Origin of the sequence: Psychrobacter pygoscelis (genome assembly GCF_004335015.1) — a bacterium.
Taxonomy (GTDB): domain Bacteria; phylum Pseudomonadota; class Gammaproteobacteria; order Pseudomonadales; family Moraxellaceae; genus Psychrobacter; species Psychrobacter pygoscelis.
On the sequence record NZ_RQRU01000002.1, the window covers coordinates 610545 to 626416 of the forward strand.

Sequence of the window (15872 nt, forward strand, 5' to 3'; positions counted from 1 at the left end):
TGATTATTTACCTCGGCCAATGCCAATATAATCACCGATAAGCATATCTATTTGACTATTTGTCAGTGCATTTTGGGCATCGAATACAGGAAGAGCGCCATCATTAATCGTACTTATTGGTACTTGCTGATAGGGTGTCCAAGTGAGGATAAATAAAGCTTGCGACTGACTAAGCCCTGTCTCTGGTTGAGCAATAAACTGTAGCAAAGGCTGCTCAGAATAGAGGCTTAATAGCTCTCCTTGAGCCTCACCAGCATAGACCTGAGTCGTAATATCATAGGACCACAATAAATTAAGCAGAGGATGAATAGCAGAGGCCGAAGTGCGTCCCGAGCCTTCTTTATAACTGCCCCCCCAGATACTGACCGTCTTACCCTCGATACAACCATCAAAGTATTGCCAAAACTTGCGAAATATCAGCTCTTTTTGATCATCATTAATCTGATCAACCGCATGCATTAATCGGTTCTCTACTCGCGCCTCACTGAGCGTTTGTTGTAGCGCATTAATCTCCGCCGGTAGCGTCTGACCACCAAACCCCCAACCTGCTTTAAGATAGCTCTTACCAATACGCTCATCAAGCCCCATGATCATCGCCACTTCAGTAATGTCTATCTGCTGATGATCCGCCAGTCTTGACCATTCATTCATGAAGCTAACTCGGGTGGCCAGCATATTCATAATGGCGCTTCGAGCAAACTCAGTAGTGGCAATATCAGTGATGAAAGTCTGCTGCGCCTGAGAAAGTAACGGCTGTAATATGGCGATCTTATGGGTAGATTTTGGTGTTTTCTCCCCCATCAACCATAGCTTAGGCGATAGCATAGAAGCGTAAGCTTTACCGTCTTGTAAGAATACAAAAGGTACGTAATAGACCCAAGGATAGTTACATTCTCGCGCTATAGAAGCAAACTTACCCAAGACATCAATACCACTTAAGATTAATGGGGCGGGCGTTTTAGAAGCCTTATTAAACTGAATAATCCAATCATCTGTGCCGCCAGTTTTCTGGGTCCAGCTGCTGGGCAACTCTGAATAAAACAACCAAAATAGTGCGGTCTTGTTAGATAAATCTGCAGATATTGACCCTAGATCTGCCTCTAATGACCGTACTAAAGGCTTTGGTTTGAACTCAGAATCAGGATTCGTCTTAAGCTGAGAAAACAACTCACTAGCGCTGCTCGGTACTGGGCATAGTACAATCTGAGTCTGACTGATATAGAGCTGCCATAGGGCTTGGAGCTGATGCTCAAAAGTATATGTGGCTAGCGTATGCTGCAACGCACTCTCGTCGACATACAAATAGACAGTTTGCTCTAAACTAGCTAACACTGTCGCTGTCGTAACCGCGTCAATAGAATGACCCACAATGACGCAGCTTGACATCCCTGCCATAGACACAGCTGGTGGCTTAGCCACCTTATTGATCTCTTGAATAGAGATACTTGGAGAAGATAGGTCAGATGCGCTCATGAAGTATTAAATCCTTCTTACTATTATAATTGATATTATCGTGAGTAGCGCCAGTTTTGACTATTCATCTATATAGGGATAACAGCGCCTATGACAGAGCTTGATACGATTTTATGTGCTGCAATAGCCCTTGAGTGGACTCATCTAGCTGCGCACGACCTACTTTATCGCCCACTTGCGCACCTTTTTTATGATTGTGCTCAGATATGACACGCTGACTCATCAACGCATCGTCCTCATTTACTCCACTTAATTCCTCAAAGACTTCATTAGCAACTTGCTTGCCCATCTCGACCCCCCATTGATCAAAAGGATTAATATCCCAAATGCTGGCCATGACATAGACTTTATGCTCATACAAGGCTATTAACGCCCCAAAGCTAGTCGGTGTTAGCTCATCTAGCAGCACTGTAGTAGAAGGCTGATTACCACGATAGCGCTTAAACTTATCCAACTCACTCTCTATTGCTAACGCAGGTTTGGCCACCGCCTTATTGCCAAAAGCCAACACTCGGCTTTGCGCTAAACAATTGGCCAAGGATAAATTATGCTGATGCCGTAAGTCCTCACTGTGCTCATCATTATAATGACGTACGCAAGCAATGAAGTCACAAGAGACTCGCTGCGTCCCTTGATGCAGAAGTTGATAGAATGCGTGCTGAGCATTTGAGCCAATCTCTCCCCATAATATCGGTGAGGTGGGGTAGCTTATGACCTCTCCAGAACGGGTGACTGATTTACCGTTACTCTCCATTTCAAGTTGGGTAAGGTAACTGGGTAAATAGCATAATCGACCATCATAAGGCAGTACCGTGTGAGCATGAATGCGTAAGAAGGTACTATTCCACACCCCGATAAGCCCTAATAATACCGGTATATTATTACCGAAATCAGCAGTACGAAAATGCTCATCCATCGCATGCGCACCAGCTAGCATCTCATAAAATCGTGACATACCAATTCTAATGGCCACTGCCAAGCCAATCGCTGACCACATCGAAAAGCGGCCACCAACCCAGTCCCAAAGCTGCAGCTGATGCTCAGGATGGATACCCCAAGCACTGACCTTCTCTAAATTGGCGGAGATGCCAATAAAGTGACGATGCAAGATGGCTGATTTACTTGCCATGGTCGTCAGTAGCCACGCTAAAGCAGTCTTAGCATTCGATAGCGTATCTACCGTACCAAAGGACTTGGAGGAGATAATAAATAGCGTGGTCTCAGGATCTAGGCGAGCCAGCAAACTCCCTAGCTGAGTACCATCCATGTTCGAAACAAAATGCACTCTAATATCACTATCCGCCCATTCATCCAAAGCTGTGGCGGCCATCAGCGGCCCCAAATCAGAGCCACCGACTCCGATATTGACCACGTCAGTCATTGCCTTACCGGAAAAGCCGCGCCACACGCCATTACGAATGCGCTCGACCAAATAAGCAGCACGCTCAAGACTCGCATGAATCTCAGTGACAATCTCCCTGCCCTCTACCTCAAGCGATATCTCTTTTGGTAATCTTAGAGCGGTATGCAGGGCGGCACGATATTCGCTACTATTTACCCTCTCCCCAGCGAACATCGCCTTAATCTTATTGCTCAATTGGCACTCATTCGCCAGTGCAATCAAAGCTTCCATAACCTCACTATCTAAACATTGCTTAGAATAGTCAAAATAGATACCTTGGGATTGAGTGCAAAAACTGTGAGCCCGCGCTGGATCATTAGCGAATAGCGCATCGATTGACCAATTCTGCTGGCCTAATACCTTTAGAGACTGCCAAGCAGGGAGTTGATCGGGCAATGGCAATTGATGAGACTGAACTGAGAAGCTCATTAGCTTGCTGCCGTTTCGTTGTTCAGCTGCTGCTCCGCAAAATAGATAAACGCGCGCATGTAGCTGCTCATATCGCCAGCATCAAAGCTATCGCCACGCATGGTCGTTACATTAACACCATCGGTGCTGATAAGCGCATCGATAGCATCAGTAAGCTGAATCTCACCACCGACTGAAGGCTTGGTGTCAGCAAGATAATCAAATATCCGATTGCTAAAGACATAGCGGCCGACTACTGCTAGCTTTGATGGTGCGTCTGCTAAATCAGGCTTTTCTACAAATCCTGCAACGCCAAAGCTGGCTTTGCTATTAGGCTGGATCTGATTTAAGTCTTCAAAAGATTTTAGCTTAGCAATACCGTATTTATGCACATCACTATCTGCGACCTCATTCACTAAGATTTGCGAATGATTCGACGCAGTAAACTCATTCAACATAAACGCTAAGTTATCTTGACTCATATCGGTGGTAAAAGGATTTAATACTACATCCGGCAGTAACACTGCAAAGTCGCTATCACCAATAATTGGCTGTGCGGCGAGTACCGCATGACCTAACCCTAAAGGTTTACCTTGACGGATCATCGAAATGGACACATCTTCGGGTAACCAATTAAGACTGTCCGCCAAGCCATCTTTACCCTTTTGGCGCAATTGGGTATCAAGCTCAGCATTAAGATCAAAGTAGTTTTCAATCGCGCTTTTTTGCGCATGGCCAACCAAAACAATATGCTTGATACCAGCAGCAATAGCCTCTTCAACGACGTAATGAATAGCCGGACGATTGCCAAGTGGTAATAGCTCTTTAGGCACAGATTTTGAGAGTGGTAGCATTCTGGTACCGAAGCCTGCGACGGGGATAATGGCGTATTTAACTGAAGTTTTCATGAGTTATACCTAAATTAATAGTGTACGCTTCTATTAAGAATAACTTATCTTAAATTTAGCTGGATAGTATGTAGATCGAAGTTCTAACATTCATTCTAAGCTATTTATTAATCCTCTTTATAAAATAGTCTGCGAAAAATTGATTAGGATTTTTTAATAACTTTTTTAACTTAGTCTTAATATTATAACGTTTATTAGACATTATATTGTAATTTAATCTATCAATGCTTTGAACTTTACGTGAAATTAATTCCGAGTCAATCTTTTTGTAATATTCAAATTCTCTTTCATTATCTGTACTATTTCTTACAAGGTAATCATCCATTCTGTATCTATCAAACAAAAAGCTATTTTTCAAATTAGAAATAGGGTTTACGTTAGAATGTACTTTCTTAGCATCAACCCTCAGAACATTATACACAATATTTACTGTATCACTAAGTCTCTCACTAACAAAAAATGAATAATAGTTATTTATAAGATAGGATAAAAAACAAATAGCAAGATTTTTATTGTAATGAAAATCATTATTCACTAGGTCAGTATATAAGTGATTTGCGTCATGCACTTTCATATTGACACCTGGTAAATGGCAAAAAACATCGCTAAAATAATATGTTGGCTTCGAATATATCATTGCGTAGATTCCAGCATCGTTATCCAGTAAAACTACACGATTGCTAGCGTCCATAAGTCCATTGAGATCATAGCTATTAACGCATACTATATTTTCTAGCTTTTTGTTACTCTTATTAGCTTTAGACAAGTCTTTATAAACCAATAACCATTCAGAATTGATTAGCTTATCCTCCAACTTTATAATTTCATTAAGAAACTTATTATACTTCATTACTTTTGCATGTGGGTAATTTTCACTATAATTTTTATTTGAATCAATAATTAATAGTAAAATTTTCTTTTTATTATACTGGGCTAAGACTGTATTTCGCAACTTATTGGCTGTCAATTCATTATCACTAGACCCACCTTGAATGCAATTCAATTTATAATTATTAATATATTTATAAGTTTCTTTTATTTGCTTCTCAGAAACAATATTTTCCCAGTGTTGGCTAGTAAAACACTTTATTTTTTTAATATAATCAGATGAAGTCACATACATAGAGTTTGGCAACGCTCCCTTACCCATCAAGTAAGTTCTAACTCCGTTTCTTTCAAACTCAAAGTATAATTCCTCACTTTTAGTATTTTCATATAAATCATTAAAAACCACACTTTTAATAGAGTACTTCATTATTAAACTATATATATCATTAACTACTATATTTTTTTCATCAATTATTAAGGGGTTACTAAAATAATGAAACAAGCTAATATTAAAGTAAAGTGGGTTATCAGTTAAAAACAAATCTGTTGGCTTACTTATATCATGTAATGGGTAAATTCTATTCGGAAACTTCGAATACCTCTTACTATTATCATTAAATATCTGGCGGTTTTTAGATATAATATCTGTTGAACGATGTTTTGGCTTTGGGTGCCAGATATGAAAGCTATAAACCCCCTTGTACGCTAATACATCAGAAAAAACTCTAAATAATACCTTCCACCCACTCCATTGTATCTGTTCTGAGTAAGGCCTACTATCATACTTAAAAAAGTCTCTAGGCTTGGTCACATTGGAGTGGTTTAAAAATCTTAATTCAAAATCAGAATCCTCAAAGCCCCAACCTTCAAAAATTTCATCAAACCCTCCAATGAATTTAGAAGTTTCTCTTGAACATATAATGTGGGAAGATGCAGCAGCAAAAAAATCAACCATTTTAGAACTTGGGTCAAATATTTCTGAAACAATATTATCATATATTGAACTACTTAAAGGCTGATATAATATTTTTGAATATATTTGAGAGAGATATACAACAGGTACAACTAGTAATGGATAGTGTCTCTCAATAATCATAGACTGAATTTGTTGGTTAATCCATATATAGAAGTTATGATGAGATATTAAGTCAATGTCTTCAAAAATTAGATAATCGGCTTGTGAATTTAATATCGCAATATTGCGAGCATGTGCAAGATTAAACAACTTTGAGTGAGTATCCACGTAAAAATAATGATATCCCTCACTTAGACAAATCTCCTTCAGTTGATTTGATACTGAAACTATTGAGCCATAATCAACCAAAAAGATGTTAAAGTTATCAGGAAAGTTATAATTCTTTCTAAGCTTTAACCTTTCAATAACATCATATTCAGCACGATCTCGTACTGGAATAACAATATCAACTGTAAATTTATATTTTCGATATTTGCAATTATTCATATCAATAACCAATCTAAGACGCCTCATTATTAATAGAATTTGATAATTAACCTTAGCCTCTTTAGCAAAGAAACATCACTTCACTAAATGATCTATGCTGTCAAATCCGTAGATTTAAACTTGGGAGATTGTAATCAAGTAACCTGACGATAATACTCTAATAACACCAGTTTTAGAGACTTCATGATCAGTCCTTTTTGAACCCTAGTTTGGAAATACCCCCAAATTCAAAACATTAAATAAGTAGAATTAAGCTCCCATATTAAGTTTCTGAATAGACGTAAAGCTACCATTACCCATATCGGGTTTCTCGGTATTATAGTCCTGTTTTCTTACTTGATCTCAACTCTCAAACAACTCTTGATTCAGCTAGTCGTATCACACAGTTTTGTAAAAGCGCTCTACATGTCTATTTTATTAAGTATTGTCAGGTTCACTGTATTCAGTGGCTATACCTTGCTGATCTGCATAGTTCTTCAGATCATGACTGATATACTCAGGACTATTCTTACATCGTATTTAATCAAATTACCACGTCATTCTATTAGGGTGTGTTGACATGTAGGAAATATTTGGTAATCGTATCCATATGGTTAGATTACATTAAGTGATGCCTAATGGGCAAAAATTACACCGTATCATGCAAGTAAAGATAGTGACCGAGGCAGAACAGCGGTAGATAACAGACTATATATCAAAACTGGTCTATTGATTATACGCACAGGTAGCCATGGTAAGACCTGCCTCTTGAATTTGGTAAATCGAACAGTATCTATAAACGTTACCGCAGATGGGTAGAAAGTGACAGGTTTAGCCACATATTTAACGCCCTAAATGAAACAGACTTAGAGTATGCCATGATTAATGGCACAATAGCCAAAGTCCATCGTCATGGACAGGTTGCAAAAGGAGGGGGGTCGTCAGGCAATCGGCAAATCCAGAGGTGGCATGACGACAAAAATCATGGCGATGGTTTAGGCGTTAGGTAATCTTGTTGATTTTACTCTATTAAAGAGACAACAGCACGATATTGCTGGTATTAAACTCTTGAGTAAATATAAATAATTTGGGATGTTACTTGCCGACAGAGCCTTTGATGCGGATTGGTTACTACTTGATTTAGAAGCTCATGGTAGTAAAGCTGTCATACCCCCTAAACAATCTCGTTTAAAGCAACAAGATTTTGATAAAGAGATATACAAGTGGCGTCATTTAATCGAGAACTTGTTTTGTAAGCTTAAAGACCCTAAGAAAGTTGCCATGCGTGCTAAAAAACAGATGAATCGTTTACTTCTAATCCCTATTTAGCAGCTACCTTTATACATTTACGTTAATTGCCAACACTCCCTAGTAAAAAGTCAAACGGCCCAAAATGTATCTTTGACTTAACGTACAACGAGTCATTATTACCTAAATAGCTTGGCATGAGCTTACGCAGCTATCTCAAAGACATATTACTGATAGTCATAATGCATTAGGACCTACCCAGAATAACGTTATTTTAACTCGTATAGGCAACTGAAGATTATTATCACAGTATATGCGTTACTGTTCAGCCAAAAAAATAAACGATTAATAATCACCAAGTATCTAGATCTGCGTAACTCCTATAGTCAATCTACCTTAAAACTGTAACAACAGAGATTATTGAATAACCGATTTAGATCATGTTTTAACCAGTCTTATCTTAACTTTATTACCTTTGCCTATTTCTTTTCAATAGGATTTAAATCGGAGCTGTAAGATGGTAGCCATAGCGCTCAATATCCGTGACGATTCAGTAATTTTCTAATTCACTGTGACTTATGAAAGCTGGGACTATCCATCACGATGACACATTTTCGATTGAGCTTAAGAATCAAGGTGTGTTTAAACCAATGGTAAACTGTCTTCCAATTGACGTTTGTTTTGAACTAGTCAATAGCAAATCAATGAAATTGGTTGTACGCTTTTGTTGCCAATTGTACTTGTCAATACAGGGTAGATCTTGAGGGGGTGTAGCCAAAAGCTCGTAATACTTCTTTCTCAAAGCCACTCTCTTCCATATAAACAATATAGTAACCCTAACGTTTATAATACTCAAACTTTAGTTGACATTCTAATCGTTTAAGCCAGCTTGCTTTAGGATATTCAAGGCTTTTTTTACGGGTATAGCCAAGCCGTTTAATGGCAAGCCCTACCCCAGATTTACTACAAACAAGTAGAGCAGCTCTTTAATAATAGTAATCGTCAGGATAACCGATAATATCTTGTTTAAGCGCTTCATCAGCTATTTTACGTGAAGACCTATTAGCTAGTTTAATACTGATATCTTTCTTCCAATTGGCTATTGTCGTTGGGCTGATACTGTAGAGCTTGGCAGCCTTACGGATATTCACTCCCTGCTTAAGTGATTCTAAGACTTTTTACGAAGAATATTTGGGGAAGTCATAATCTTAAATATGCTGCTGATAGTTTGGATGGATCGTGCCGGTTCTTAAGTGGACTGACTATATGTATATTTTTCCAGTTGCTTTTCACATAGGTATATATTTATTTTCAAAAAATCGTAGAATTCAGAACTATCAATTAGATCTTCAAAGATCACTTTGGCTTCCTTAAATTTTCCAATTCTATATAGTCTGTTTGCTTCTCGTAACATTGAATCAGTTTCTGAACTCAATTTTCCTACAAACTTAGTATCCTCAAGTTTTAAAAAACTAACTAAGTCATTATTTTGTACTTCTCCCGTTGAGTATGAAGCCGCCAAGTTCTCTCTAAGGACTTTAATATTATTGAAGCAACCTGTCCTAATATCAAGAACCTGATGTATCTCTTTGAATTTCTTCCATTCATTGTAGGTTGATTCAGATAACTTTGCTAACTCTACTAATTTACTAGTATCAATTAATGACAGATCTCCACAATGATCTACTAGAAACCTTTCAATTAGATCACGATTATATTTCGTATTTTTATTAGTCAGAGCCTCTTTTAATTCCTTTTTATTTATACATAAACTATATGCTCCCCGTGGATTCATAAACTTATCCACCTTTTCAATATTAGGGTTATAATATATTACTTTTAATCCCGCTGCTAATGCCTCTAAAACTCCAGATGCAAACCTAGAGACATAAAATTTACATTTATCTAACTCTTCATAAAAGGAGCCTTTAGTAACATATTCAGGATATAGTTGACCTTTATCAGCTGGATGCCTAGATATTACTGGTTCTAAACCTACATTAATACATGCCTCAATAACATCTTTGAGCCATAAATCTCTTTTATCTTCTAAAACTCCATAACTAAAATTACAGTTAACTAAAACTTTTTTTTCTGAACGTTTATTGGCTACTTTATTTTTATAATCGTTATAGATTTTTTGAACTCTCGGCAAACCCATTACAGAAAGATTTTGAGAACTATCAGCGAAGTATTTTTTATCAAAATTGCCAGGTAAAAATACATAATCACTACACCTATAAGCGTGTCTTTCTTGTCCGGTATCAGCATCTAGGTAGTCTTGAATTCCCTCAACAATAGTAGCTGTACAAATTCCAGAAAATTGTGCGCATTTAATTATCGACCTCACAATTGGATCCCAATCATTGAAACTTACTATGAGATCAGTGGGGCTCTGGGATAGAATCCAATTAGAATAACCTATTAGATTAATATCGAGCTCTTTTGCTTTTTCCCTTACTCTTTCATCTCGATAATGACAACTTAAATCAACTACTTCATAGTCAATACCACTATCAATTAAAATACCTTCTAATAGACTTATTGTCCAAACATGATAGTCCTTATGAGGCAAGAAAACCAACTTAGGATTATATCTGACTTTATAGTTACGAGAAAGCCACATATCGTTACAGCCGCTATTTATTGGTAAAGAAAGATTCTTAATTTTCTTGTCATACAATTGTAATACCGACTTAACCTTCTCTTCATAATATGAAACGTCATTTATATCAATTTTTTGTCGTTTTACACCTCTCATAATAATATCTTGAGCGTTTCTATATCTATATAAAAAAAGCTTATAACTAGGTAATTTCTCTATTAGAATATCTACTAAATCAATTTCATTTTTACCCGATGCCAAAGCCATTCCAATAAACTCAAAAACCCTGTTTGCTACATCGAATTGCAACTTGTAAAAGGATAAGGGTTTGTCATACAGGAAGGCATAGTCTTTCTCTGAATAGTCTTCATAGACTTCCTTCTGCCATCTGTATGAAACATCTAAATGGTTCAGTACATTCTGCCTAACCGTACTTCCACGCCTATTTCTATAGCATACAAGTTTATAAGGAGTGAGTATAAAATAATATCCTAAACGTAATATTCTTATCCAGTACTCATAATCTTCACCTTGTTGCTCTAATTTTTCATCAAATCCACCTGTTTTTTTTAACAGCTCAGTTATAAACATTGGTTGATTTGAATTAAAAGGACAAGCTCCACCTGATGTTACAAAGTCTTTATATTTAGAAGATTTGAACTCACTTTTCTTAGGAGGCTCCATAATATCTTCCGAAATAGTCTCGGATCCACAATAAGTACCTATAATCAAGTCATCATGAATCTGTTCTAAAGTAGATACTCTATACTCTAAAGACTCCTTCATCATTAGGTCATCTGCATCTAAAAAACAAATAAATTTACCTTTAGCGCGTCTTAACCCAACGTTACGAGCTGTACAAGCTCCTGAATTAGCCCTTAATGAGATTAAATGAAATCTTTTGTCACTAGAAAAATACTTTTTAAATATACCAACACTATCATCAGTAGAAGAGTCATTTACTACTATACATTCAAAATTATGCATAGTCTGATTTTGTATTGATAAAAGTGTACTTTGAATAAAAGATTGTGAATTATACATTGGTATTACAACTGTAACTTTTGGAGTCATTCTATGCCTCGAAAATAGGATCATGCAAGGAGTTGCTAATACTTCCACTAATATCAATACAACTACCTTGGATAAATTTTGATTTATCACTAGCTAAAAAAACCGCAAGTTGAGAGATTTCATGTGGTTCACCAATTCTTTTAACTGGATGATAGTTTTCTAGTCGTGTTAAAAGCTCAGGCTTACCATTAAACCCAGCTTTTAGCATATCTGTTGCGACTGCCGCAGGTTCAATTGCATTAACCCTAACTCGAGGCCCTAAATCAACCGCCATTGACCTAGTTAAAGCAGACAACGCCGCCTTACTAGTTGCATAAGCAACAAAATTTGGTTTAGTAAGTTTTGCATGAATACTGCTGATATTAACTACCGAGCCTTTAGCATTCTCTAATTGTGGTAACAATGACTGTGTTAGAAAGAAAGGAGCTTGCAGGTTTACGTTGAGTGTTGTATGCCAGTCAGATCTAGTAAGAGAGTTAACACTGCCAAGTATTTGTATGGCTGCATTGTTTAGTAAACAATGTAATTGATGGCTTGGTAGTGCTTCGGATATCTCTAAATTCTTATTAGCAGCATACTGTTCATTATTGACATAATCAGACAAGTTTAAAACTATATACTTTTTAAAATCTAAATCTGAGCAAGCTGCATCCTGTTTATCAGTAGCAATAACATGGTAACCTTCATCACTAAAAGCAGTACATAAAGCTTTACCAATTCCACCATTGGCACCCGTAATAAGGGCATAACGTGGCTTAATCATTTTTATCCAACTCTTTAAAAAACTTAGATAATTCTTCTAATGCCTTGTAACTGGCTCGTCTAACACCTTCAACGGTATTTGAACCATTGTGAGAGCCAAAAATACAATGAGGCATAGAGCGTAGGGCAGAATCGTTTGGTAATGGCTCTACTTCAAAAACATCCAAAGCTGCTGCTGTAATATGGTCAGATTGTAACGCTTCAATTAATGCTACCTCATCAATAAGAGGTCCTCGAGCGACATTGACTATCTGACTACCTTTCTTCATTAATTTAAGCGTATCTTTATTTAGCATGTGATAGTTATTTTTATTCAATGCACAAGTTAAAATTAAAAAATCCAACTCATCTATTCCTTCTGGCCAAGTTTTACGCGTCACATATTCAAGCCCCTTATTTCCTTCAATACTAGGATCGTAAGCCGTGACTGAAACATCAAACCCCATTAAGCGCTTAGCAGTATTAAAGCCTATATCGCCGAAACCAACAATACCTATTTTTTTGCCACTTATACTCATACCTGCTGGTTTAGGCCAGTTAAAGCCTTGACGGATCTCACGATCTATATAATATGTTTGTCTTGCTAAGCCTATCATTAATGCTATTGCCACATCGGCTACTTCCGAACCAAACATATTAGGAGTGTTAGTAATTGGTATACCTAACGTCTTACAGGCTTCAAAATCAACATTATCAATTCCTATACCCCATTTTACTGCTGCGCGTAATTTACCAGATTGAGCTTTGCTAAACACACTGTAGGTAGCAGGGTCATCGCCAATAATCCATCCATCATATTCTGGAAGCAACTTAATTAACTCTGCTTCCGATAGTACTTGCGCAGTTTTAGCGGCATGAAGTTCTAATTCCAATTCCTCTGCAGGTCCTATAAACTCCTCTAACATACCCAACATTGGGGGGCATGTAACCAAAACTTTTTTCATATTCCATTCCTTACTTGTTATTAATTAAGCCTTTATGTATTAAGTACTGTGCAGCCATTACTGCTTTTTCCCAATCATCTAGTGTATCAATATCAGAAGACTCTAGAGCAGGTGTAACCATCATCTTAGGCTTTTTACCAATTCTGGCATTAGTCTGATTAAAACTAGTTCTATCAAATAGATATAGATTAGAGTTTTCTTCGTACCATGGTTCTAGGTTTTGAGTAGGAATAAGGTTATTAGGGTCATGATTAATGGCAGAACAGTCTTCTCTATAAAGGCGAGTTTGAAGTTTATTTACAGTAAATAGGGAATCAGCTTCCCCATTATCTTGAGCAGTTGAGAACTGATGTATAGCTTTTCTGATAGTTTGAGAGCTTAAAAGAGGATTAGTAGTATGAGTCATTAAATAAATATCTGCATCAATATTTGCTACGTCGTCTGCTAATACTAGATTCATAGAGACATCATCCCCACAAATTTCTGGTTTACGATCTCGGATTAAAACTCGTTCAGTATATCCTAATCCGTTCTCTACTAGAATATCCTTCGCATCAGTATTGATAACAACTAAGTCAATTTCATCGAGTGCTAATAAACTATCTAATATCCATCTAAATAAAGGCTTACCGCAAAAATCTTTAAAATTTTTCCCTCTAACTCTTGTACTATTAGCTTTCATTGGAAGAAGAGCAACAATTTTTTTATTCATAATAGTCTTTCTCTATGTCTTTTGGGTAAAAATAATGGTGTTTCATTTTTGAAGAGAGCTTACGTGTCTCATGATTGCCTTTATAAGTACCCAAATAGTGCATTAGTCTAAACATTACAACTTCAGGAAGCTTACTCCAAAAAACTTTCTCTTTAATCGCAATTGAGGAGTCAGAAAGAACACTTGCCATAAAATATCGTAAAAAATCTTTTTTCGTAAAATGCAACTCTGGCATAATATGCCTCAATGCATAAGCCTCTCTCTCATACCTATTCCGTACTTGTTTCCAATTTTCATCATGAATATGATATACAGAAGCACGAGAAACATAAGCTATATCATAAGCTGCTTCCTTTAATTGTTTCGCTAAGTACATATCCTCAAGACCTGTAAGTTGTTCATTAAATTTAAATACCTCCCATGCTTCTCTTTTTATAGCTGAGTTAGCATTATTACAAAAATAACCTTTCTGTGGTATTTTATCGTAGGTTGGAAAATATTTATCAAAATGCTGATATTCTGAAAACTTGGTAGTATCTTTTCCTTCTTGCCTACCATAGCTATAACTTGCTTTATTTTCGATAAGTGGCTTTACAAGCTCATCTAACCAGCTACTGTTAACAGGCAAACAATGACCACTAATAAAAACTAAAAAATCACCTTTAGCAAATTTACAACCAACGTTTAAAGACCTCCCATATGTAAACTCTGATTTTTTGATATAAGTTATACGACAAGGATATTTTTTTGCAATTGTTAGCGTAGCGTCAGTAGATCCAGAGTCGACAATCACAACCTCCATATCTATAAGCTCACACTTCTGTGAAAATAATAGCGTCAATAGCTGGTCAAGATATTTTTCTTCATTATAAGTACGGATTACTATACTTGCTAACATACTAACTCCAAACTAAAATCCTTCAAAGGTATTCCTCTTGCTGAAAGCTTCACATAAAAAACTTTACCAGAATGTGGATACTTCTCTATCTCAATTGAAGTTAACCCCTCTCTTGCAGTAGTTATAAATAATACATCGTTATTAATGCCGCCGAAACAACAGCTCGAAGGTTGAGAAACAGGTAAATGTATTTCCTGAAGTTGCTCACCTTCGGGCGAGACACAAGCAATCTTACCTAAACCCCAGAACGCAATCCAGATATTTCCTGTTTCATCAACAGCTCCTCCATCAGGAGTTCCTAATGTATTAGATAAATTTATAAAATCTCGTCTATGGTTTAATTTATTAAAATCTTCCCAAATCATGCTTCTCTGAGTTAAAGAATCTGAAATAACTAATTTACTATTATTCAACCAACAAAAAGTATTAGGAATAGAAATACCGTCAATAATTAGATTTAATTCTCCCGATTTATCAATCGTATATACCTGACCTCTACCTAAGTCTGGTTGACGTTTCATTGTGCCAAACCAAAACTTACCATCTGGTCCTACGTGACCATCATTAGTTCTGTAACCCTTATCTAATTTGAACTTTAACATTGTCACATACTCACCTGTCAAAACATTAAATCTTACTAGCGCACTTTCAGAGATCAGCCATAAAATATTTTTAAATGTTTTATCAGTAGCAATAGCAGTAACTGTGTGAGGCATATCCCAAAAGCTAATCTCATTACTAATGCTATTTTTTGAATAAAGTCTATCAGCCAGTATATCAACCCAAAATAGGGTTTGAAGACTATTGTTCCAAAGTGGACTCTCGCCTAATTCATGTAATAAGGGAGAAACTTCATATAAATTTTTAGAAACTTCTTGATCGAAATGCACTCCGACTATTTTTTTTTTCAACATAGCCATAATTAATTTACCTCTATTATTTAACCAATAGCTTTCGTATCACTCTTAAATAGTCAGATGAAAATAAAAAAGATACGTATCATCAAGCCACTCAAGACTTAACTCAGAGTCATGGATATAAGCTGACGCTCACCTTAAGTGCATCAGAATATCTAACTAGAAATTCTATATTAGTGCCTCGCGATGTACCGATTCTGAACAGGATTGACTATATGAGTCAAGCGTGATACTGAGGTAGACTTCTCTAGC

11 protein-coding genes and 1 pseudogene are annotated in these 15872 nt (G+C 36.7%); 1 reads left to right on the forward strand and 11 read right to left on the reverse strand.

The genetic code is table 11. From position 1 onward, the window contains the following. Window positions 1-3: 3 nt before the first annotated feature. The 4 genes from EGV92_RS07285 to EGV92_RS07300 all read right to left on the reverse strand — a co-directional run bounded on the left by EGV92_RS07285 (window position 4) and on the right by EGV92_RS07300 (window position 6481). Window positions 4-1473, reverse strand: coding sequence for a UDP-glucose/GDP-mannose dehydrogenase family protein (locus EGV92_RS07285; RefSeq protein ID WP_242678648.1), 1470 nt, complete (start codon window positions 1471-1473; stop codon window positions 4-6). A gap of 88 nt (window positions 1474-1561) precedes the next feature. Further along, window positions 1562-3304 (reverse strand): glucose-6-phosphate isomerase, encoded by a 1743-nt coding sequence (pgi, locus tag EGV92_RS07290; RefSeq protein ID WP_131668553.1) that lies wholly within the window; start codon window positions 3302-3304, stop codon window positions 1562-1564. Continuing rightward, entirely contained in the window at window positions 3304-4191 is an 888-nt protein-coding gene (locus tag EGV92_RS07295) for a UTP--glucose-1-phosphate uridylyltransferase (protein ID WP_131668554.1), read from the reverse strand. The genes pgi and EGV92_RS07295 overlap by 1 nt, the downstream gene beginning before the upstream one ends. Window positions 4192-4291: 100 nt before the next feature. After that, on the reverse strand, window positions 4292-6481 hold the full coding sequence (locus tag EGV92_RS07300; protein ID WP_165525580.1) for a galactosyltransferase-related protein: 2190 nt from the start codon (window positions 6479-6481) through the stop codon (window positions 4292-4294). Window positions 6482-7552: 1071 nt separating this feature from the next. On the opposite strand from EGV92_RS07300, the gene EGV92_RS14090 reads away from it, so the two are divergent. Further along, window positions 7553-7789, forward strand: a complete 237-nt coding sequence (locus EGV92_RS14090; protein WP_207401752.1) for a transposase — start codon at window positions 7553-7555, stop codon at window positions 7787-7789. A 905-nt stretch (window positions 7790-8694) separates the two neighbouring features. Here EGV92_RS14090 and EGV92_RS14200 read toward each other — a convergent pair. From EGV92_RS14200 to EGV92_RS07340, 7 genes and pseudogenes are all read right to left on the reverse strand, one after another. After that, window positions 8695-8874 (reverse strand): annotated as a pseudogene (locus tag EGV92_RS14200) (IS630 transposase-related protein); the annotation flags it as partial. Window positions 8875-8957: 83 nt separating this feature from the next. Continuing rightward, window positions 8958-11387, reverse strand: coding sequence for a glycosyltransferase family 2 protein (locus tag EGV92_RS07315; RefSeq protein WP_165525581.1), 2430 nt, complete (start codon window positions 11385-11387; stop codon window positions 8958-8960). A gap of 1 nt (window position 11388) precedes the next feature. Continuing rightward, window positions 11389-12150: an SDR family NAD(P)-dependent oxidoreductase gene (locus EGV92_RS07320; protein ID WP_131668557.1), complete on the reverse strand. Its 762-nt coding sequence runs from the start codon at window positions 12148-12150 to the stop codon at window positions 11389-11391. Next, complete coding sequence (locus EGV92_RS07325; RefSeq protein WP_207401753.1) at window positions 12143-13093, reverse strand: phosphoglycerate dehydrogenase; 951 nt, start codon at window positions 13091-13093, stop codon at window positions 12143-12145. The genes EGV92_RS07320 and EGV92_RS07325 overlap by 8 nt, the downstream gene beginning before the upstream one ends. A gap of 10 nt (window positions 13094-13103) precedes the next feature. Beyond that, window positions 13104-13805 (reverse strand): acylneuraminate cytidylyltransferase family protein, encoded by a 702-nt coding sequence (locus EGV92_RS07330; RefSeq protein ID WP_131668558.1) that lies wholly within the window; start codon window positions 13803-13805, stop codon window positions 13104-13106. Then, window positions 13798-14703 carry a glycosyltransferase family 2 protein gene (locus tag EGV92_RS07335; RefSeq protein WP_131668559.1) on the reverse strand — a complete coding sequence of 302 codons (906 nt, stop codon included), beginning with the start codon at window positions 14701-14703 and terminating at the stop codon, window positions 13798-13800. Before EGV92_RS07335 ends, EGV92_RS07330 begins: the two co-directional genes overlap by 8 nt. Then, on the reverse strand, window positions 14697-15623 hold the full coding sequence (locus EGV92_RS07340) for an SMP-30/gluconolactonase/LRE family protein (protein ID WP_131668560.1): 927 nt from the start codon (window positions 15621-15623) through the stop codon (window positions 14697-14699). Before EGV92_RS07340 ends, EGV92_RS07335 begins: the two co-directional genes overlap by 7 nt. Between the last annotated feature and the right edge of the window lie 249 nt (window positions 15624-15872).